Annotated in this window: 18 protein-coding genes; 8 read left to right on the top strand and 10 right to left on the bottom strand. The window is 70.8% G+C overall.

Features of this window, described 5'->3' with window-relative positions; genetic code table 11:
* Nucleotides 1-89: 89 nt before the first annotated feature.
* Nucleotides 90-1589 carry a glycerol kinase GlpK gene (gene glpK, locus ASC67_RS10050; protein ID WP_056319010.1) on the bottom strand — a complete coding sequence of 500 codons (1500 nt, stop codon included), beginning with the start codon at nucleotides 1587-1589 and terminating at the stop codon, nucleotides 90-92.
* Nucleotides 1590-1639: 50 nt separating this feature from the next.
* Here glpK and glpD point away from each other — a divergent pair, with 50 nt between their 5' ends.
* Nucleotides 1640-3220, top strand: a complete 1581-nt coding sequence (gene glpD / locus ASC67_RS10045; RefSeq protein WP_056319005.1) for a glycerol-3-phosphate dehydrogenase — start codon at nucleotides 1640-1642, stop codon at nucleotides 3218-3220.
* Nucleotides 3221-3253: 33 nt separating this feature from the next.
* On the opposite strand, the gene ASC67_RS21200 is transcribed toward glpD, so the two are convergent.
* From ASC67_RS21200 to ASC67_RS10010, 8 genes are all read right to left on the bottom strand, one after another.
* Nucleotides 3254-3574 (bottom strand): hypothetical protein, encoded by a 321-nt coding sequence (locus ASC67_RS21200; RefSeq protein ID WP_156466722.1) that lies wholly within the window; start codon nucleotides 3572-3574, stop codon nucleotides 3254-3256.
* Between the two features lie 19 nt (nucleotides 3575-3593).
* Complete coding sequence (locus ASC67_RS10040; RefSeq protein WP_056319002.1) at nucleotides 3594-3779, bottom strand: CsbD family protein; 186 nt, start codon at nucleotides 3777-3779, stop codon at nucleotides 3594-3596.
* Nucleotides 3780-3946: 167 nt separating this feature from the next.
* The gene (locus ASC67_RS10035) at nucleotides 3947-4921 is read right to left on the bottom strand and encodes a helix-turn-helix domain-containing protein (RefSeq protein WP_056318998.1); all 975 of its coding nucleotides are present in this window, start codon (nucleotides 4919-4921) and stop codon (nucleotides 3947-3949) included.
* A gap of 168 nt (nucleotides 4922-5089) precedes the next feature.
* A complete protein-coding gene (locus ASC67_RS10030; protein ID WP_056318995.1) occupies nucleotides 5090-5488 on the bottom strand; it encodes a cytochrome c in 399 nt (132 codons plus the stop codon).
* Between the two features lie 22 nt (nucleotides 5489-5510).
* Nucleotides 5511-7178, bottom strand: coding sequence for a PQQ-binding-like beta-propeller repeat protein (locus ASC67_RS10025; RefSeq protein ID WP_082535932.1), 1668 nt, complete (start codon nucleotides 7176-7178; stop codon nucleotides 5511-5513).
* 188 nt (nucleotides 7179-7366) lie between these two features.
* Nucleotides 7367-7801 carry a 2,4'-dihydroxyacetophenone dioxygenase family protein gene (locus tag ASC67_RS10020; protein ID WP_056318988.1) on the bottom strand — a complete coding sequence of 145 codons (435 nt, stop codon included), beginning with the start codon at nucleotides 7799-7801 and terminating at the stop codon, nucleotides 7367-7369.
* A 206-nt stretch (nucleotides 7802-8007) separates the two neighbouring features.
* On the bottom strand, nucleotides 8008-8736 hold the full coding sequence (locus tag ASC67_RS10015) for a GntR family transcriptional regulator (protein ID WP_056318985.1): 729 nt from the start codon (nucleotides 8734-8736) through the stop codon (nucleotides 8008-8010).
* Nucleotides 8733-9998 (bottom strand): iron-containing alcohol dehydrogenase, encoded by a 1266-nt coding sequence (locus ASC67_RS10010; protein WP_056318982.1) that lies wholly within the window; start codon nucleotides 9996-9998, stop codon nucleotides 8733-8735. The genes ASC67_RS10015 and ASC67_RS10010 overlap by 4 nt, the downstream gene beginning before the upstream one ends.
* A gap of 119 nt (nucleotides 9999-10117) precedes the next feature.
* Between ASC67_RS10010 and ASC67_RS10005 the strand changes: the two genes are divergently transcribed.
* The 7 genes from ASC67_RS10005 to ASC67_RS09975 all read left to right on the top strand — a co-directional run bounded on the left by ASC67_RS10005 (nucleotide 10118) and on the right by ASC67_RS09975 (nucleotide 18056).
* Nucleotides 10118-10864, top strand: a complete 747-nt coding sequence (locus ASC67_RS10005; RefSeq protein ID WP_056318976.1) for an alpha/beta fold hydrolase — start codon at nucleotides 10118-10120, stop codon at nucleotides 10862-10864.
* Between the two features lie 182 nt (nucleotides 10865-11046).
* The gene (gene dctP, locus ASC67_RS10000; RefSeq protein ID WP_056318971.1) at nucleotides 11047-12117 is read left to right on the top strand and encodes a TRAP transporter substrate-binding protein DctP; all 1071 of its coding nucleotides are present in this window, start codon (nucleotides 11047-11049) and stop codon (nucleotides 12115-12117) included.
* 70 nt (nucleotides 12118-12187) lie between these two features.
* Nucleotides 12188-12700, top strand: a complete 513-nt coding sequence (locus tag ASC67_RS09995; RefSeq protein ID WP_056318967.1) for a TRAP transporter small permease subunit — start codon at nucleotides 12188-12190, stop codon at nucleotides 12698-12700.
* On the top strand, nucleotides 12697-14019 hold the full coding sequence (locus ASC67_RS09990) for a TRAP transporter large permease subunit (RefSeq protein ID WP_056318964.1): 1323 nt from the start codon (nucleotides 12697-12699) through the stop codon (nucleotides 14017-14019). The genes ASC67_RS09995 and ASC67_RS09990 overlap by 4 nt, the downstream gene beginning before the upstream one ends.
* Before the next feature lie 5 nt (nucleotides 14020-14024).
* Complete coding sequence (locus ASC67_RS09985) at nucleotides 14025-15347, top strand: FAD-dependent oxidoreductase (RefSeq protein ID WP_056320750.1); 1323 nt, start codon at nucleotides 14025-14027, stop codon at nucleotides 15345-15347.
* A gap of 108 nt (nucleotides 15348-15455) precedes the next feature.
* Nucleotides 15456-17153, top strand: coding sequence for a dihydroxy-acid dehydratase (locus tag ASC67_RS09980; RefSeq protein WP_056318958.1), 1698 nt, complete (start codon nucleotides 15456-15458; stop codon nucleotides 17151-17153).
* Between the two features lie 48 nt (nucleotides 17154-17201).
* On the top strand, nucleotides 17202-18056 hold the full coding sequence (locus tag ASC67_RS09975) for an oxaloacetate decarboxylase (RefSeq protein WP_056318954.1): 855 nt from the start codon (nucleotides 17202-17204) through the stop codon (nucleotides 18054-18056).
* 20 nt (nucleotides 18057-18076) lie between these two features.
* Here the strand turns inward: ASC67_RS09975 and ASC67_RS09970 are convergent, their stop codons facing one another.
* Nucleotides 18077-19027, bottom strand: a complete 951-nt coding sequence (locus ASC67_RS09970; RefSeq protein WP_056318950.1) for a recombination-associated protein RdgC — start codon at nucleotides 19025-19027, stop codon at nucleotides 18077-18079.
* Nucleotides 19028-19066: the final 39 nt, after the last annotated feature.

Raw genomic sequence — 19066 nt, 5'->3', positions numbered from 1 at the left:
AGGCGGATGCGGGGCGAGCGAGACGGCATCTTGCGCGACGACCCTGCGGCGCGATCTCCTGCAAAACCCGAAGCCGGCCGCGGCCCGCGTCAGGGGGCCACAGCCTGGCGCACCGCGCGTTCCCAGCGTGCCATCCGCTCCGCCGCGCGCTCGCGCGGCAGTGTCGGCAGGAAACGCCGCTCGGCCTGCCACTGCGCCGCCAGTTCGTCGGTGCCGGCGTAGAGGCCGCAGCCCAGTCCGGCCAGGCAGGCCGCGCCGAGCGCCGTGGTCTCGATCACCTGCGGCCGCACGACCGGAATGCCCAGCAGGTCGGCCTGGAACTGCATCAGCAGGTCGTTGACGCAGGCACCGCCGTCGACGCGCAGCTCGCTGACCGGTTGTCCCCCGGCGGCCACCGCGTCGCGGCTCATCGCATCGAGCAGCGCCGCGCTCTGGAACGCGATGCTCTCCAGCGCCGCGCGCGCGATGTGGGCCGCCGTGCTGCCGCGCGTCAGGCCGACGATCGCGCCGCTGGCCTCGGGCCGCCAGTAGGGCGCGCCCAGGCCGGTGAAGGCGGGCACCACCACCACGCCGCCGGCGTCGGGCACGCTCTCGGCCAGCGCCTGCACCTCGCCGCTGCCGCGGATCGCATGCAAGCCGTCGCGCAGCCACTGCACCACCGCGCCGCCGATGAACACGCTGCCTTCCAGCGCGTACTGGCGCGGCGCGCCGCCACTTAGATGCGCCGCCGCGGTGGTGATCAGGCCGTGGGTCGAGGTCTGGCGCTGCGCGCCGGTGTGCATCAGCAGGAAGCAGCCGGTGCCGTAGGTGTTCTTCGCCAGCCCGGCCTGGAAACCGGCCTGACCGAACAGCGCGGCCTGCTGGTCACCGGCGATGCCGCACACCGGCACCGCGCCACCCAGCAGTGCGGGCTCGGTGGCGCCGAAATGCGAGGCCGATGGCTGCACCGTCGGCAGCAGCGCGCGCGGGATGTCCAGCGCCGCCAGCAGCGGCTCGCTCCAGGCGCCGCGGTCGATGTCGAACACCATCGTGCGCGAGGCGTTGGTGGTGTCGGTAGCGTGCACGCGCCCGCCGGTCAGCTGCCACAGCAGCCAGCTGTCCACCGTGCCGAAGGCCAGCTCGCCACGTTCGGCCTGCGCGCGGGCGCCCGGCACGTGGTCGAGCAGCCAGGCGATCTTGCTGGCCGAGAAGTAGGGGTCGATCACCAGGCCGGTCGCGTCGCGCACCGCGTCGGCCAGGCCCTGTTCGCGCCATCGGGCGCACAGCGGCTCGGTGCGGCGGTCCTGCCAGACGATGGCGTTGGCGATCGGCCGGCCGCTCGCGCGTTCCCACAGCAACGTGGTCTCGCGCTGGTTGGTGATGCCGATGGCCGCGAGCTCGGATGCGGCCAGGCCTGCCTGGGCCAGCGCCTCGCGGGCCGTGGCGAGCTGGGTCTCCCAGATCTCCAGCGGGTCGTGCTCCACCCAGCCCGGCTGCGGGTAGATCTGGCGGAACTCGCGCTGCGCCATCGCGCGGATGCGGCCGTCGCGGTCGAACACGATGCTGCGCGAGCTGGAGGTGCCCTGGTCGAGGGCGAGCAGATAGGTCATCGGCGGCGTCCGGGGAGTCGACCTCGCCAGCCTAAGCGAAGCCCCGCAGAATGGCAGCAGTGGAACAACCCAGGCCCGACCCGTCCCGTGAGCCGCTGCACTGCGACGTGCTCGTGGTCGGCGGCGGCATCAATGGAGCGGGCATCGCGCGCGATCTGGCGGGCCGCGGCTGGCGCGTCGTGCTGTGCGAGCGCGACGACCTGGCGGCACACACCTCGTCGGCCTCCACCAAGCTGATCCACGGCGGCCTGCGCTACCTCGAGCATGGCGAGTTCGCACTGGTGCGCAAGGCGCTGCAGGAGCGCGAGCAGCTGCTGCGCAGCGCCCCGCACATCATGTGGCCGCTGTCCTTCGTGATGCCGCACGACGCGGCGATGCGGCCGGCCTGGATGATCCGCGCCGGCCTGTTCCTCTACGACCACCTCGCGCGCCGCGACTGGCTGCCCGGCTCGCGCGGCATCGACCTGCGCCGCCACCCGGCCGGCGTGCCGCTGCAGCCGCGGCTGCAGCGTGGCTTCGTCTACAGCGACGGCTGGGTCGACGACGCGCGGCTGGTGGTGCTGGCCGCGATCGACGCCCGCGACCGTGGCGCGACGGTGCTGACGCGCTGCGCCTGCACCCGTGCGCAGCGCCACGCGGACGGCTGGCGCGTCACGCTGCAGCACGCGGGCGGGGCAGCGGTGGCGTGGCAGGCCCGCGCGCTGGTCAACGCGGCCGGGCCCTGGGCCGCGAGCTTCCTGCGCGACGTGGCCGTGTCGTCGCACGGCGAATCGCTCGCCACGCGCCAGCTGCGGCTGGTGAAGGGCAGCCACATCGTCGTGCCGCGGCTGTTCGACCACTCGCAGGCTTACCTGTTCCAGAACCCGGACCGCCGCATCGTCTTCGCGATCCCCTACGAGCGCGACTTCACGCTGATCGGCACCACCGACGTCGAACTGCATGGCGAACCCGGCGACGCCGTCGCCAGCGAGGCCGAGATCGCCTACCTGTGCGAGCAGGTCAGCCGCTACTTCGCGCGGCCGGTCGTGCCGACCGACGTGCGCTGGTCCTATGCCGGTGTGCGACCCCTGCTCGACGAGGCCGACGGCGACGACGCGAGTGCGGTGACGCGTGACTACCTGCTCGAGACGCACGCCGACGGCGCGCCGCTGCTCACGGTCTGGGGCGGCAAGATCACCACCTTTCGCAAGCTGGCCGAGGAGGCGGCAGGCGCCATCGGGCGCCTGCTCGGCGACGGACGCGCCGCGTGGACCGCGTCGGCGGTGCTGCCCGGCGGGGACCTGTCGGCCTGGACCGGCATGCCGCCGGGCACGCCGGCCGAGGACTTCGAGCGCTTCGTGGGGGCGCTGGAACGTCGGCATGCCTGGCTGCCGCCGCCGCTGGCGCACCGGCTGGCGCGCGCTTACGGCACGCGCGCGGCGAGCTGGCTCGCGGACGCGCGCTGTCTGGACGACCTGGGGCCCGAGATCACCCCCGGGCTGCACGCCGCGGAGCTGGTCCATCTGCAGCGCGAAGAGTGGGCCCTGACGGCCGACGACGTGCTGTGGCGGCGCTCGAAGCTGGGGCTGCATCTCGATGCCGGCCAACGCGCGACCGTGGCGGCATGGTTCGCTGCGCGCGGCAGCGCCTGAGGCCCTGAGGACCTGGTAACGCGTCGCGCAGCCTCAGGCTGCAGCGGCCATCGGTGGCGGCATGCCTGGGGGTTCGCGCACCGGCAGCGGCACGTCGGAGGGTGGCGGATCGGTGATCTCCGGCGGCTGCACGTCCGGGCGCGGTGGCGCGGGCGGTGTCACTTCCGGAGGGGGCGGCTGCGACGCGGGCGGCGAAGGGATCTCCGCGCGCCGCAAGGAGCGGTGCGCGGTCCGATGTGCCGTGCGGAACGGCGTCAACGCCAGGCGCGGGGTGGACGCTCGCACTGTCGTCACGCCGTCGAGCGTGACGTCGCACTGCAGCGGCGCGTGAGGATGCAGGGCGTAGAGGTTCATCGTGCGCGCACCGCCGCGTTCAGGTCTTGTCGATCAGGTTCTTGGGGTCTTCCTTGGCGTCGCCATAGCTCGCCTGGGTCTTGCCGGTGACCTGGTCCACGCGCCCCTCGGTCTTGAGCTTCTCGCTGCCGACGACCTTGCCGGTGGCTTCCTTGACCTTGCCCTTGGCCTGCTCGATGCGGCCCTTCAGTTGATCGGAGTTCATTGGCGAATCCTTCCATTCAAGACAATCCGGCCGGCTGCGCCCCGCGGAATGCCGGGCGAGCGACCGATGGAAAGATGGTGCCGGGTGCTCCCGGCTCTGCCTGCCGGCGGCGCTCCCGTCGGCGTGTAGGACGGGGAGCACAGGCCGCGCCGCGCGGCGCTCGCAGTTCAGCGGCGGCAGTGTCCCGGCGGATGGCCGAAATGCTGCTTGAAGACGCGGCTGAAATGCGCCGGGTCGGTGAAGCCCCACTGGTAGGCGATGTCGGCCACGCTGTGCTCGCGGTAGGACGGGTTGGTCAGCGCCTCGCCGCAGCGCTCCAGGCGCTGCTGGCGGATGTAGGCCGACACGCTCTGACCGGTCTTGCCGAACAGCAGGTGCAGGTAACGCGGCGAGATGTGGTGCGCCTGCGCGATGCTGCCCGGCGTGAGGCTCTCGTCCTGCAGGTGATCGAGGATGTAGTCCTGCACCCGCTTGAGCTGCTGCAGCGAGAGGCCGCGCGGAGCCGGGTCGAGGCGGCAGGACATCGCCGCCGTCAGCAGCTCGACGGTGGCGCGCCGCACCGCGTTGAGTTCGCCCGCCTCCAGCTCCTCGAGCTGCGAGGCCAGCGACTCGATGTGCGAGTACAGCACCGCGCCGATGCCCGAGCGGCTGTCGAGCACCGTGCCGCGGAAGCGTTCGGCGCGCGGCAGCCGTTCCTTCACGTCGTCCCACGGCAGGATCAGCGAAACCTTGTGCAGCCGCTCGGTCACCGTGAACTCCATCGGCTGGTCGCTGGTCCAGATCACCAGGTCGCCCGGCCCGACGGCCACGCGTTCGTCGCCGGCGCGCAGCGACTCGCGCCCCGAGCGCGTGATCTGCACGCCGATGTAGGCGGCGCCTTCCTGGCTCACATGGCGCGGCAGCCGGCGCCCGCCGCAGGGGTCGCAGAGGCACTCGACCACGCGCAGCCCGGCGACGTCGCGGTGCCGCAGGCGCGCGTTGAACTCCGGCGCCACGCGGTCCGGCACCTGCCAGCGGCGGTAGTTGTCGCTGAGCGCGGCCTCCCAGGCGTCGGTGCGGTCGGCCAGGGCGACGTCCGCGGTCGACCACCAGGGCGGTTCGGGCAACGAGGCGGGGACGGCCGGCGAGGCGCTCGCTTCCATGTCGGGTCTCCTGGCGCGGCGACGGGCCGGTAGGCGCGTCGCCCCCTTCGATCCCGATCCGGCGGACGGGCCCGTTCGAGGGTGCTCCGGCGCAGCGTAGTGAGATTCCGGCCGCGGCATGAGAGGGAAACCCATGGGGCGCGAGTCCTCCGGCAGCGCTAGCAGGTCCTAGGGCTGGGCGCGCGGCTGGCCACCCAGCGAGCGGATGAAGGCCGTGATGCGCCAGATGTCGTCGTCGGACAGCGAGCCCTTCCAGGCCGGCATCACGTTCGCACCGCGCTTGCGGCCGTTGGTGATCACGTCGTGGATCTGCACCGGGTCCCAGTCGATGCGCTCGCGGAAGGGCCGGTTCTTGCCGGAGTCGCCTTCCTTGCCGTGGCAGTAGGCGCAGGTCTGGCCGAACTTCTCGCGGCCGGCCTGCACCCACTCCGGATTGCGCAGGTCCTCGGCGCTGGGAACGGCCGCCGCTTCCTGGGCCTGCACGGCCGGCAGGCCGGCGAGCAGCAAGGCCAAGGCGGCGATCCGCCAGCACCGGCCGGCGGCGGCAGGAGCTCGCGCGTTCGTCATCGGCAGGTCCTGTCCATTCGCGCTATTCCAGCGTGAAGGCGATCAGCGCCGCACCGCCGCGCACGTTCTTGAACTCCGGCCAGGGAATCGATGCGAAGCCCGGGAACAGCGAACCGAAGCCGGTCGCCGCGACGATGTACTGCTTGCCGCCAGCCGAGTAGCTGACGATGCCGCCGCGCATGCCGGAGCCGACGTTGAAGGACCACAGCGTCTTGCCGGTCTGGTCGTCGTAGGCCGACAGGATGCCGCGCGGGTCGCCGTTGAAGATCAGGCCGCCGCCGGTGGCGAGCACGTGCGCCAGGCCCGGCGCCTCGAAGTCGAGCTTCCACGCCTGCTTGCCGGTCACCGGGTCATGGGCCACCAGCCGCGCCGTCGCCTTCTTGCCTGGCGGCGGGATGATCTCCAGCTCGGCCACGTCGTAGTAGCCCTGCGAGAACGCCAACTGGTCGATCGGCTGCTGCTTCATCACGACGCGGTTGCAGATCTCGTAGGCGTTCGTGTACCAGAGCTTGGTCTTCGGGCTGTAGGCGCCTGCATTCCAGCTGCGAACACCCAGCGCGCTGGGGCAGAACACCTCACTCTGCCCGGACTTCGGCGGGTTGCGGCCGATCAGCGCGCCGGTCTTGCGGTCCACGCCCTGGATCCAGTTCAGCTCCTCGGCGATCCGCCAGACGTCCTGGATCGCACCGGTCTTGCGGTCGTAGACCGTGACGAAGCCGCCCTTGTTGAGGTGCATCATCAGTTCCTGGCCGTTCTTCTCGAACATCACGAACTCGTAGGCCGAGTCGAAGTCCCAGGCGTCGTTCGGCACCTCCTGGTGGTGCCACTTGATGCGGCCGGTGGACGGTTCGAGCGCGAGCACCGTCGCGGTGTAGAGGTTGTCGCCCGAGCGCAGCTCGGCGTTGAAGTCTGGCGCCGGGTTCGAGGTGCCGATGAAGAAGGTGTCGTTCTTCGCGTCGTACTGTCCGGGCAGCCAGGCGCCGCCGCCGCCGACCTTGATGGTGTCGCCGGGCCAGCTCTTCGGGTCGTCCTTCAGCAGCTCCATCGTCCAGGCGCGCTCGCCGGTGTCGGCCTTCAGCGCATAGAGCTTCGAGCGCTGCGCCAGGTCGCCGCCGGTCGGGCCGGCGATCAGCACGTCGCCGGCCAGGATGGGCGGCGAGGTGAAGTTGCAGCCGTGGCAGGTCTTGGGGTCGGTGAGCTTCACCTTCCACAGCTCCTTGCCGGTCTTCTGGTCGAGCGCGATCAGGTGGCCGTCCGACGCGCCGATGAAGACCTTGCCGCGACCCACCGTCACGCCGCGGTTGTAGAAGCCGAACACCGACTTCTCCTGCACCGCGTCGAGCTCGGGGATGTACTCCCAGAGCTGCCTGCCGGTGGCCGCGTCGAGCGCGAAGCTGCGGTTGTTCGATGCGCTGTAGTACAGCACGCCGTCGAGCGCGATCGGCGTGGCCTGCAGTCCCTGCGCGATCTCGCCGGGCTGGTGGATCCAGGCCACCTTCAGCTTCTTGACATTCTTCTTGTTGACCTGGTCGAGCGGGCTGTAGCGCCAGCCGCGCCAGTCGCCGTGGTAGTCGGGCCAGTTCTTGCCGGCCTCCTCGGCGCGGCCGACGCCGGCGCAGAGCAGCAGGGCGGCGGCGACGGCCAGGCCGGCGATCGATCTCGTTCGCAGAACGTCGAGCTTCGGGATCACGGGGGTCTCCTCCGTTGATTTCTTCTGGAGCATCGGGTGCCGGCCGGCGGGCGATCCGGCCCGCGCAGGGCGAAGCAGCTTAGGCTTGCGTGCGGACCGCGCGCGTCGCCAAGGTGACGTGCGAGCCGGCTCTCGGTACAAGTCCGGGGGGGCCGCGCGTGAAACGCGGCATCCCGGCACGGTTCGGCTCACGCCGCCCAGGCGCCCTGCGCGTCCTCCCAGCCGATCACGGCGATCGGCGAGCCGTCGGGCTTGATGAAGGTGAGCGGCCCGAGGAAGCTCATGTAGAACTCGCTCGGCACCGGGAACTCGGTCTTGTCGTGGCGCGCGTTGGCCGACTCGTAGCCGTAGCCCGGCGCGACGGCGGTCTCGCCACCGGCGTCCTTGCCGCCGCGCAGGTCCATCTTGCCCTTGGTCAGGAAGTACTCGCCGGGGCCGACGTGGAAATGCGGCGCGAAGGACGAGCCGGCCGGACAGTCGAAGATCGCCGTCCACGAACCCATCTCGGGGGAGACGTGCAGCAGCTTCCAGCGGATGCCGCCGGTGGAGAACGCCGCGGGAAACGGCTTCCAGTCCACCTGGTCCATCTGTACGTACTCTTCCTTGATCTTCGGCTTCAGCATGTCTCGTCTCCTGCGGGTGGCTGCGGGACCTGCAGCGGGCCGGGCGGGTCCGGTCGCTGCGGGTCGGCGTGGCAAGGCGGGATCGGTCGATCCCCGAGACGGGACGATAGCGACGCCACCGTCGAAGGCCTAGGCTCAGCGCGCAACCCGGCTTGACCGGGAGAGAAGTTCAGCGCAAACCCTAGGCGGGTTCCCCCGGACGGGCGCTAGAAATCGGTGCTGACCGTCGCCTTCGTGAAGGCTTCGTTGTGGTCGATCAGAGCTTCCATGGCCTGGGCCGCCGCGGCCTCGTCGCGCTGCGAGATCGCGCGCGCCAGCGCACCGTGCAGCTTCGCCATCAGCGGCGTGTCCGCCGCCTGGCGGTAGTGCAGGTACCAGAAGCGCCGCGACAGGCCGTGCATCAGGCCCATCGCGCCGGCCGCGAACTCGTTGCGCGAGGCGCGCAGCGACAGGTCGTTGAACTCCTTGTCGGCGCGGATGAAGCGCGTCTCGTCGTTCTGCTTGCCGGCCACGTCGAACTCCGTGGCCAGTTCCTCGAAGCGCGCCCGCTCGGCTTCGGTGGCACGCCGTGCGGCGCAGCGCACCACGAGGCGCTCGACCTCGCGGCGCGTCTCCAGCAGCCGCAGCTGGCGCTTGATGTCGATCTCCGACACCAGCACGCCGCGCTGCGGCAGGATGGACACCAGGTGCTCGCGCGCCAGCCGCTGCAGCGCCTCTCGCACCGGCGTGCGCCCGATCTGCAGCCGTGCGGACAATTCGGCCTCGGAGATCGCGGCGCCCGGCAGCAGCTCGAGCTTGACGATCATCTCCTCGATCATCTCGTAGGCGGTGGCGGTCAGGCTGCGCGGCTTGACGATGGCGCCAGAAGTGTTGGCCGCGGCGCGCGGTCGGGCCGTCGTCGTCTTGGGGGTCTTCCTGGCCGCAGTCTTCTTCATGGAGTCTCGATTCCCGACAGTTCGCCAGCATAAGCGCGCCGGACGATGGCCGCGTAGTCGGCGTCGGGGGGTTGTTGAGGAAAGGCCTTGGCCAGCCGCGCCACCGCAAGGCCGTCGTGCACCAGCTGGTCGAGCGCGCGTTCCGGTACGCCGAAAGCGGCCAGATCGACCGGCACACCGAGCTCCCGGACCAGCTCGCGCGTCTTGACGGAGGCCTGACGCGCCATCGCGTCGCTGTCGGCGCGCGGCACGCCGGCCATCGCGGCGATGTCGGCCAGCTCTTCGCGGCGCGAGGGCCGCAGCGCGTCCATCACATAGGGCAGGAGCGCGGCGTTGGTGCTGCCGTGCGAGGCGTGCGTGAGCCCGGCCAGCGCATAGGCGAGGCCGTGTACCGCGTTCAGCCCGGCCGACGCATAGGACATCGCGGCGAACAGGCTCGCGTAGGCCATGCCGGTGCGCGCCTGCAGATCGTCGGGCACGAGGTAGGCGCGGCGCAGGTGCTGGAAGCACAGCGTGATCGCTTCGCGAGCGAACATCGTCGTCAGCCGGTTGCGGCCGCTGTACGACGGGTCGGCGTCGCCGCCGGTGTCGAAGCGCGTGGCGTCCATCGTCAGATAGGACTCGATCGCGTGCGTCAGCGCATCGAGCCCGGCGTCGGCGGTGACCTTCGGCGGGCAGCTCAGCGTGAGCTCCGGGTCGATGACGGCGATCGCCGGCCGCAGCGCGTTGCCCATCACGGCCACCTTGGTGGCGCTGCTGTGCTGGAGCAGGATCGCGCCGGGCGTGATCTCCGAGCCGGTGCCCGAGGTGGTGGGCATCGCCAGCATCGGCAGCGGGTTGCCGGGGAAGCGCGTCGTGCCGACGAAGCTCGCGACCGGTCGGCGGAATGGCAGCGTGAGGCACAGCGCCTTGGCGAGGTCGATGTTGCTGCCGCCGCCGAGCGCGATGACGTGGTCGATGCGCGCGGCGCCCTCGCGTGCCAGCAGCTCGTCGGTCGCGCTGTCGCACAGCTCGGTCGACGGATCGGGCTCGCCGCCATCGAACACCAGAGCCCCCAGGCCCTCGGCCTGCAGCGAGCGCACCAGCTCGTCGACGACCGTCGTGCGGCTCGAGAAGTGACGGTCGGTGACGATCAGCGCGCAGCGCCAGCGCTGGGCGGCGCACAACGCGGCGACGCGGTGGCGTGCGCCGGCGGCCAGCAGCACGCGCGACGGCGTGCAGAAGTAGAGGGTCTCGTCGGCGCTGACTGGTGGGGTGTGCATCGGCTGGGCTCGTCGGTCGGCTGGCGCAGATCCCGTCACCGGCCGCGAGGGGCGGGTGACGCGGGAAAAACGCTGTGCAATACTAGTAAGACATTACTAATATATCAATAGGAGACACCATGCCCACGTCGTCCTCGTCACCGCTCGGCAGTCTCGACTGCCGGGTGTTCGGCCGAGGCCGGCCGCTGGTGCTGCTGCATGGCATCCAGGGCACGGCCGAAGCCTGGATGCCGGTCGCGCAGCGGCTCGCCGCCACCCATCGTTGCGTGCTGCCCAACCTGCCGGGCCGCGCCGCCTCGCCGCGCTGGCGCACGGCCGACGACGGGCCGATCGAGCGCTACTACCACCTCGACCACTACGCGGACCTGCTGCACGAGCTGCTGCAGGCGATCGGCCAGCCGGTCGCGCTGGCCGGCTGGAGCATGGGCGTCAGCGTGATCCTGCGCATGGCGGCGCTGCATGGCCTCGATGCGGTCGAGCGGCTGGTGCTGGTGTCGGGCACGATGCGCGCCGGCCCGCCCGAGGCGACCTGGTTCCACGCCGCCGACATCGAAGCGCTGCGCACCGAGGCGCAGCAACGCGCCGAACGGCTGGGCCTGACGCAGGTGGCCGACGCCGAGGCGGTGGCGTGGTCGTGGCAGTCGGCGCGCGGCCTGGATCTGGCGGCCGGGGCCGCGCGCATCCAGCGGCCCACGCTGGTGGTGCACGGCGAGACCGACGACCAGTGCCCGCTCTCGCACGGTCGTGCGCTGGCGGACGCGGTGGCCGGCTCGCACTGGCTGCCGCTGCCCGGCGTCGGGCACAACGTGCTGAGCGCCGAACCGGCGCGGCTCGCGGCCGCCATGACCGCGGAAAACCCGCGTTGACATGCATCAAAGAGATTACTAGGATTTAACTAATACATCAGTCGTATTCAAAAACCGGTGCGAAGCCCGCGGCACCAGGCTGCACCGCCTTGCCGATGGCGTCGAAAGGCGCCGTTCTTCTCTCACCACCGCACCCGATCCAGGCCGCCAGAGCCAGCGATCCAACCCCACGGAGACAAGCCATGAAGCGTCGCAATTTCGTCAACGCCACCCTGGGCAGCGCCGGCCTGTTCGCCGCGGCCGGCGCGCTCGCTCAGACCGCCGGCCCGAGCTACAACTGGAAGATGGCCACCGGCTGGGCCGGTGGCCCGATCATGGACATCGGGGCCAAGGCCTTCGCCGAGCGCATGGAGTTCTTCTCGGGCGGGCGCTTCAAGATCCAGACCTTCCCGGGTGGGGGCCTCGGCAATGCGCTCAAGGTGCCCGAGACGGTGAAGAACGGCCTGGCCGAGTGCGGCCACACCTGGATGGGCTACGACTGGGGCAAGGACCCGACGACGGTGCTGTTCGGCGGCTATGCCGGCACCTTCGACACCGAGCGCATGCTGCACTGGCTCTACGAGTCCGGTGGCGCCGACCTGCAACGTCAGTTCCGCGAGGACACCGACGGCGTGATCTCGATGCCGCTGTTCATCCGCACCGCAGAGGTCTTTCTGCACTCGCGCAAGCCGGTCAAGAGCCTGGCCGACCTGAAGGGCCTGAAGCTGCGCACCGCCGGCGCCTGGCTGGAGATGTCCAAGGATCTCGGCGCCGCACCGGTCACCACCGCCGCGGGCGACGTGTTCCCGATGCTCGAGCGCGGCGCGATCGACGCTACCGAGTGGGGCACCCCGTGGGAGAACGTGTCGCCGGGCTTCTACAAGGTCGCCAAGTACCTGAGCTATCCCGGCGTGCACCAGCCCACCGCTCCGTTCGAACTGGTGATCAACAAGGACGTGTGGGCCAAGTTGAGCCCCAACGACAAGAAGCTGATCGAGGTGGTCGCCAAGATGGTGACGATGGAGACCTACCTGCGCATCGGCGCCGAAGACGCGAAGGCGATGGAGTTCTACAAGAAGCAGGGCGTGACGCTGGTGCACCTGGACGACGAGGTCCAGTACACGGCCCGCAAGATCGGCCTCGAGTGGGCCGAGGCCACGGCCAAGGAGAACAAGCACAAGTGGTTCGCGCGCGTGCACAAGAGCCAGGTCGAGTTCGACGCGGCCTGGAAGGACGCCGACGACTGGCGCAAGGTCAAGGTCAAGCGCGCCTGATCCGGGTGCCGTCAGGCTGGAAGGGCCCGCCTGCAAGGCGGGCCCGCCCCGTTATCCACTGGAGTCGCGATTGAACCGCCTCATCGTCTTGCTGGAGCGCCTGGTCGTGGCGGTCGGCATCGCCGCCGCGATGCTGCTCGTCCCGCTGGTGCTCGCCACCACCTGGGAGGTCGTCGCGCGCTACGCGTTCGGCGCGCCCACCATCTGGGCCTACGAGGTCGGCTATCTGCTGACCGGCTCGCACTTCCTGCTGGGCCTGGCCTACACGCTGCGCCAGGGTGAGCACATCCGCATCGACGTGCTCAGCGCCCACATGGCGCCGTCCACCCGGCGTCGCATCGACGCGGCCGCCTACGCCGTCGTGCTGCCGCTGCTGGTGTGGCTGAGCGTGGCGCTCTTCAACTACTTCATGGCCGGCTACACGCGCGGCGAGACCTCCGGGCAGTCGGCGCTGAACATGCCGGTGTGGCCGTTCCGTGCGGTCTTCGTCCTGTCGTTCACGATGTTCTCGTTGCAGGTGTTCTGCGAACTGCTGAAGTCCCTGATGGCCCCGAAGAACGATCAAGAGGTTCAGCCGTCATGAGCGATTACCTGCCCTTCTTCATGCTGCCGCTGGCCTTCACGCTGATGTTCCTCGGCGTGCAGGTCGCGTTCGCGATGATGCTGACCGCGGCCGCCTTCGGGCTGGCCATCTTCGGCCCCAACGTCATCCACCAGTTCGTCGAGAAGATCGACGACCTGTCGTCGAACTTCGTGTTCGCCGCGGTGCCGCTGTTCGTCTTCATGGGCGCGATGCTCGAGAAGTCGGGCATCGCCGACCGCCTGTTCGAGGCCATCCACATCTGGACGCGCCGCCTGCCCGGCGGCCTGGCGATCGCCACGGTGCTGATGTGCATCGTGTTCGCGGCGTCGAGTGGCGTGATCGGCGCGACCGAGTCGGTGGTGGGCCTGCTCACGATCCCGATCATGCTGCGCTACGGCTACAACAAGAGCCTGATCAGCGGCACCATCTGCGCCGGCGGCTCGCTGGGCACCATCATTCCGCCGTCGGTCGTGGTGGTCGTGATGGGCCCGCTGGCCAACCTGTCGGTCGGCGACCTGATGTACGGCATGGTGCTGCCGGGCTTCCTGATGGCCGGGCTGTATCTCGTCTACATCTTCGTGCTGTGCATCGTGAAGCCGGAGATGGGACGGCGCATCCCGCCCGAGCCCGGCGATCCCACCTTCATGCAGAAGCTCGCGATCACCACCCGCAACCTGGTGCCGCCGCTGGGCATGATCGTCGCGGTGCTCGGCTCCATCCTGCTGGGCCTGGCATCTCCGACCGAGGCCGCCGCCATCGGCGCGCTCTGCTCGGTCGGGCTGACCGTGCTCTACGGCCGCTTCACCTGGCCAGGGCTCTACGAATCGCTGCTGAAGACGCTGCGCGTCACCGCGATGATCATGTTCGTGCTGCTGGGCGGCACGCTGTTCACCGGCGTCTTCATCGGCGGCGGCGGCATCAACCTCGCCAGCTCGATGATCACGCACCTGGACCTGTCGCCGTGGGCGCTGCTGGGGATGATGCTGTTCATCCTGTTCATCGCCGGCTTCTTCCTCGACTGGATCTCGATCGTGCTGATCTTCCTGCCGATCTTCACGCCGCTGGTCACTGCGGCGGGCTTCGATCCGGTGTGGTTCTGCATCCTGTTCCTGATCATGATCCAGACCAGCTACCTGACGCCGCCGATGGCGCCGGCCATCTTCTACCTGCGTGCCGTGGCACCGCCGGAGATCACGATGCGGCACATGTACTGGGGAATGATTCCCTTCATCGCGTTGCAGATCGTCACGCTGGCCTGCACGCTGATGTGGCCGCAGCTCGTGACCTGGCTGCCGAGCGTCGCGATGCAGATGAGGTGATGGCGATGGATGCAAGGCCGACGCGGCGCGTCGACGTGGACCTGCTGGTCGTCGGCGGCGGCGCCACCGGCGTGGCCGCGGCAACCGTCGCGGCCCGCGCCGGGCTGAAGACCTTGCTGGTGGAGCGCTACGGCTTCTGCGGCGGCGGCGCGGTGGCGGGCCTGTCGGGCACCGTCTGCGGACTTTACGAAGCCGAGGAGGCGCCGCGGCGACCGAAGCAGATCGTGCACGGCTTCGTCGACGACTTCATCGCCGCGATGGAGCAACGCGGCGGACTGGCCGAGCCGGTGCTATACGGCAAGACCTGGACCCGGGTGCACGAGCCGCTGGCGTGGCGCGAATCGGCCGATGCGCTGCTGGCCACGGCCGGCGTGAAGCTCGCGTACCACGCGCTGGCGATCGGCGTGCACCGCGACGGCGACCGCATCGACGGCGCGACGGTGTGGACCAAGGGCGGCCTGCTCGACGTGCGCGCCGGCCTCACCATCGACGCCAGCGGCGATGCCGACCTGGTGGCGATGGCCGGCCTCGAGACCTACTGCGGTGCCGACGGCGTGGTGCAGAACCCGACGATGATCTTCCGCCTGCAGGGCGTCGACGTGGCGCGTTTCAAGGCGGCCTACGGCAGCGACACCATCATGCCGCCCGAGGTCACGGCGCTGATCGCCGCCGCGGCCGACGCCGGTTACGCCTTGCCGCGCCAGAAGATCTGGCTGTTCGAGACCACGCGTCCCGGCGAACTGCTGTGCAACTGCACGCGCGTGCGCGGCGCCGACGGGCGCGAGCTCAACTGCATCGACGGCGACGATTTCACCGAGGCCGAGGTCGAGGGCCGGCGCCAGGTGCGCGAGTACGCCCGCTTCTTCAAGGACCAGCTGGCCGGCTGCGAGGCGAGCTGGGTCAACGACACCGCGGTGCAGGTGGGCGTGCGCCAGACCCGCCAGGCACGCGGCCTGGCGACGCTGCGCAACGAGGACGTGGTGCGGGGCAGCAAGTTCTCCGACGGCGTCGCGCGCTCGCCCTGGCCCATCGAGCTGCATGCCGGCAGCAAGCCGCGCGTGCAGTGGCTGCTGAACGACTGGTACGAGGTGCCCTGGGGCTGCTTCGTGCCCGAGCGCGGCGAGGGCCTGCTGTTCGGCGGGCGCTGCCTGTCGGCCGAACACGAGGCCGTGGCCTCGGCACGCGTCACCGCGCAATGCTTCTCCTATGGCCACGCGCTGGGCGTGGCCGCCACCGTGGCGCTGCGCGAGCGCACGCCGGTGCGGGCCATTCCGGGCAGCGTGATCCGCGAACTGCTGAACCGGCAGGGCGCGCGCCTGGACGACTGAGCGCCGACCCGGCGGCGGCTGGATGAGGACCGCCCGGCCGCCGCCGTCTTTTTCTTGACCGCCCGGGGCCTGGCCCCGGCGCAACCGACGAATCGAGCACCTGACACCATGGCCCGTTCCTTCCGCAGCAACTTCGAGCCCGGCTCCACCCGCTGGGCGGTGCGTCACGCCCAATGGAGCGCGATGGGCATCGCCGAAGCCGACTTCGACAAGCCCAAGATCGCCGTCGTCAACACCTCCAGCGGCCTGTCGGTGTGCTTCCAGCACCTCGACGGCATCGCCCGGCGCGTGGCCGAGGCGATCCGGGCCGCCGGCGGCCTGCCGTTGGAGATCCGCACCGCCGCGCCCTCCGACTTCGTCACCAGCGCAGGGCGCCAGGGCCGCTACCTGATGCCCACGCGCGACCTGATCGTCAACGACATCGAGGTGCAGGTCGAGGGTGCCGAACTCGACGGCATGCTGCTGCTGTCGAGCTGCGACAAGACCACGCCGGCCCACTTGATGGCCGCCGGCCGCCTGGACGTGCCCAGCCTGGTGCTGGCGTGCGGCTACCAGCTCGGCCGTCAGTGCGGCGAGCACCACGTCGACATCGAGGAGGTCTACAAGGCGGTCGGTACCGTCAAGGCCGGCCAGATGGGACTCGACGAGCTGCAGGGCATGTGCCGCGTCGCGATCGACGGTCCCGGCGTGTGCGCCGGCCTTGCCACCGCCAACTCGATGCACTGCCTGGCCGAGGCGCTGGGCATGGCGCTGCCCGGCAACGCGCCGATCCGCGCCGACGGGCCACGCCTGCACGCAATGGCCGCCGAGGCCGGAGCGCGCATCGTCGAGATGGTGCAGCAGGACCTGCGGCCGCGCGCCATCCTCACGCCCGGTGCCTTCCGCAACGCAGTGCGCTTCGCGGTGGCGACCGGCTGCTCGGTCAACGTGATGCGCCATCTCATCGCCATCGCGATCGAGTCCGAGTGCCCGGTCGACGTGATCGCGGAATTCGAGCTCGCCGCCGACGAGGTGCCGATGCTCACGCGCATCCGGCCCAACGGCCCGGACCGCATCGAGACCTTCGAGGCCGCCGGCGGCGTGCGCGGCGTGTTGAAGCAGCTGTCCGCGCAACTCGACCGCGACGTGCTCACCGCCACGGGCCGGCGGATGGGCGCGCTGATCGACGAGACACCGGCGCCCGACGCGGCCTGCATCCGGCCGCTGGAGGAGCCGTTCGCGCACGAGCCGGGGCTGATGATCATCCGCGGCTCGCTTGCGCCCGATGGCGCGCTGGTGAAGCTGGCCGCGGTGCCGGCGGCGATCCGCCGCTTCCGTGGCGAGGCGAAGGTGTTCGAGGACGAGGCGCTGGCGATCGAGGGCCTGAAGACCGGCGCGGTGCGCCCGGGCCAGGTGATCGTGCTGCGCATGCTGGGCCCCAAGGGCGGACCGGGGACCGTGTTCGCGGCCAGCTTCATGGCCGCACTGGTCGGCGCCGGGCTGGGCAGCGAGGTGGCGGTGGTGACCGACGGCGAGTTGTCGGGCCTGAACAGCGGCATCACGATCGGGCAGGTGATGCCGGAGGCGGCCGAGGGCGGCCCGCTGGCGGCGGTGCGCGACGGCGACGCGATCGAGATCGACCTGACGGCGCGCCGCATCGAGTTGGTCGTGCCGGCCGACGAGATCGCCCGCCGGCTCGAGGGTTTCACGCCGCCGGTGCCGAGCGGCCGCTATGGTTGGCTGCACATGTACGGCGCGCTGGTGCAGCCGCTGTCGAGGGGCGCGGTGCTGGGCGTGCGCCCGATACTCGCCGGCAAGTCGGGCTGAGGCGGTGGCCCGCCCACAAGATCCACGAAGGCGCAGGAGGTGACGACGATGACCCCGAGCGAATCCGAAGCGGCCGCGGCGCAGGCCGAGCGGGCACGCCGCCTGCGCGCGCTGCACGAGCGCGACGGCGCGTTCGTGATCCCCAACCCCTGGGACGCCGGTTCGGCGAAGCTGCTCGCCGCGATGGGCTTCGAGGCGCTGGCCACCACCAGCGCCGGCTACGCGTTCTCGATCGGCCGGCCGGACATGGAGGGCGCGGTCACGCGCGACGAGACCTTCGCCAACGCCCGCGCGATCGTCGAGGCCACCGAGCTGCCGGTGTCGGCCGACCTGGAGAACGGCTTCGGCGACGATCCGGCCTCCTGCGCCGAGACCGTGCGCATGGCCGCGCGGGCCGGCCTGGTGGGCGGCTCGATCGAGGACGCCAGCGGCCGCCGCGCCGCGCCGATCTATCCCTTCGAATTGGCCGTCGACCGTGTCCGGGCCGCGGTGAGCACGGCGCGAACGCTGCCGTTCCCGTTCGTGCTGACCGCGCGCGCGGAGAACCTGCTGCACGGCCGCATCGACCTCGCTGACACGATCCGCCGGCTCGAGGCCTACGCCGAAGCCGGTGCCGACGTGCTGTACGCGCCGGGGCTCAAGACGGCGCAGGACATCGCCGCGGTGGTGAAGGCGGTCGCGCCGCGGCCCGTCAACGTGGTGATGGGACTGGCGGGCGCGGCGCTGTCGTTCGACGAGCTCCAGCGCCTGGGCGTCAAGCGCATCAGCGTCGGCTCGTCGCTGGCGCGCGCCGCCTACGGGGCCTTCCTGCGCGCGGCGCACGAGATCCGTGCCGACGGCACCTTCACCTACGCCGAGGCCGCGGTGCCGTTCGGCGAAATCAACGCGATGTTCCGCGGCTGAGGCGCCCGCGGCGGCGGTGCTCAGGCCGCCTTCAGTTCCGGCAGCGGCTCAGGCCGCTCTGACGCGCCGGCGGTGGGATCGGCCTCGCCACCGAGCGCGTCGACCAGGTCGGGAATGAGCTGTACCAGCTCACCGGTGGCGATGGCGACATCGGCATCGAAGGCTGCGTCGGCGTCGGCGCGGCCGGGATGGGCGTCGAACACGCCGTCGAGGAAATCGAGCTTCTTGATCTGGCCCGCGTCGGTCAGCACGAAGGACACGCGGCCCTGCCAGGTCAATGCCAGCCGCGTCGGTCGCTTGCCGTCACCGATGTGCTGGCGCACCTCGTCGGTGTCGAGCCGGTGGCGGGCGTAGCGCACCACCGACTTCTGCTCGTCGTCCGATTTCAACTCGCACTCGCGGTCCACCGAGAAGGCCGGTGGCGGCTCGCCATCGGCCAGCCAGCCGGCCATCGCGGTGGCGGCCGACAGCGCGGTCTGCAGCGGCGCGACCGGCAGGCCGTCGAGCACCTTGACCAGGTGCGTCACGACGTCGCCGGCGCGCGCCGGGCTGCCGGCGTCGACGATCAGCAGCCGCCGCTGCGGGTCCAGCCAGACGCGGAACGTCGCGCGTTTCGTGAAGGCCATCGGCAGCAGCTCCAGGGCGGCCTGCTCCTTCAGCTCCTTCAGGTGCTTGCGGCCCGGTTTGCGGCCGGTGTCGTGCTCGGCGCGCTGCGCCAGTTCGTCGGTGCGGCGCTTCACCACGGAGGACGGCAGCAGCTTCTGCTCGACCATCAGCGTCGCCAGCCACTGGCCCGCGACCGACTCGACCAGCGCGCCATGCGCATGCCCGCGCGGCGGCACCCAGCCGGCCGACAGGGCCTGCGTGGCGCCGCATTCGGCGAAACGCGCCGTGGCGAGGCGCTCCTCGATCTGCGTCGCGCTGCCCGACCACTCGGGGCCGATGCGGTACACGGTCAGGTTCTTGAACAAGGCAATCCTCTTTCTGCTGAAGCATCGGGCGGCACGGCC

Source organism: Methylibium sp. Root1272, assembly GCF_001425905.1.
Lineage (GTDB): Bacteria > Pseudomonadota > Gammaproteobacteria > Burkholderiales > Burkholderiaceae_C > Methylibium.
This window is presented reverse-complemented; position numbering and strand designations above follow the sequence as displayed.

Coding starts and splice junctions, on each gene's coding strand:
- ASC67_RS10035 (WP_056318998.1), bottom strand. CDS start 4,921: ATGGAAGCGAGCGCCTCGCCGGCCGTCCCCGCCTCGTTGCCCGAACCG.
- ASC67_RS10005 (WP_056318976.1), top strand. CDS start 10,118: ATGCCCACGTCGTCCTCGTCACCGCTCGGCAGTCTCGACTGCCGGGTG.
- ASC67_RS10020 (WP_056318988.1), bottom strand. CDS start 7,801: ATGCTGAAGCCGAAGATCAAGGAAGAGTACGTACAGATGGACCAGGTG.
- ASC67_RS10015 (WP_056318985.1), bottom strand. CDS start 8,736: ATGAAGAAGACTGCGGCCAGGAAGACCCCCAAGACGACGACGGCCCGA.
- ASC67_RS10040 (WP_056319002.1), bottom strand. CDS start 3,779: ATGAACTCCGATCAACTGAAGGGCCGCATCGAGCAGGCCAAGGGCAAG.
- ASC67_RS09990 (WP_056318964.1), top strand. CDS start 12,697: ATGAGCGATTACCTGCCCTTCTTCATGCTGCCGCTGGCCTTCACGCTG.
- glpK (WP_056319010.1), bottom strand. CDS start 1,589: ATGACCTATCTGCTCGCCCTCGACCAGGGCACCTCCAGCTCGCGCAGC.
- glpD (WP_056319005.1), top strand. CDS start 1,640: ATGGCAGCAGTGGAACAACCCAGGCCCGACCCGTCCCGTGAGCCGCTG.
- dctP (WP_056318971.1), top strand. CDS start 11,047: ATGAAGCGTCGCAATTTCGTCAACGCCACCCTGGGCAGCGCCGGCCTG.
- ASC67_RS09980 (WP_056318958.1), top strand. CDS start 15,456: ATGGCCCGTTCCTTCCGCAGCAACTTCGAGCCCGGCTCCACCCGCTGG.
- ASC67_RS10030 (WP_056318995.1), bottom strand. CDS start 5,488: ATGACGAACGCGCGAGCTCCTGCCGCCGCCGGCCGGTGCTGGCGGATC.
- ASC67_RS10010 (WP_056318982.1), bottom strand. CDS start 9,998: ATGCACACCCCACCAGTCAGCGCCGACGAGACCCTCTACTTCTGCACG.
- ASC67_RS21200 (WP_156466722.1), bottom strand. CDS start 3,574: ATGAACCTCTACGCCCTGCATCCTCACGCGCCGCTGCAGTGCGACGTC.
- ASC67_RS09985 (WP_056320750.1), top strand. CDS start 14,025: ATGGATGCAAGGCCGACGCGGCGCGTCGACGTGGACCTGCTGGTCGTC.
- ASC67_RS09975 (WP_056318954.1), top strand. CDS start 17,202: ATGACCCCGAGCGAATCCGAAGCGGCCGCGGCGCAGGCCGAGCGGGCA.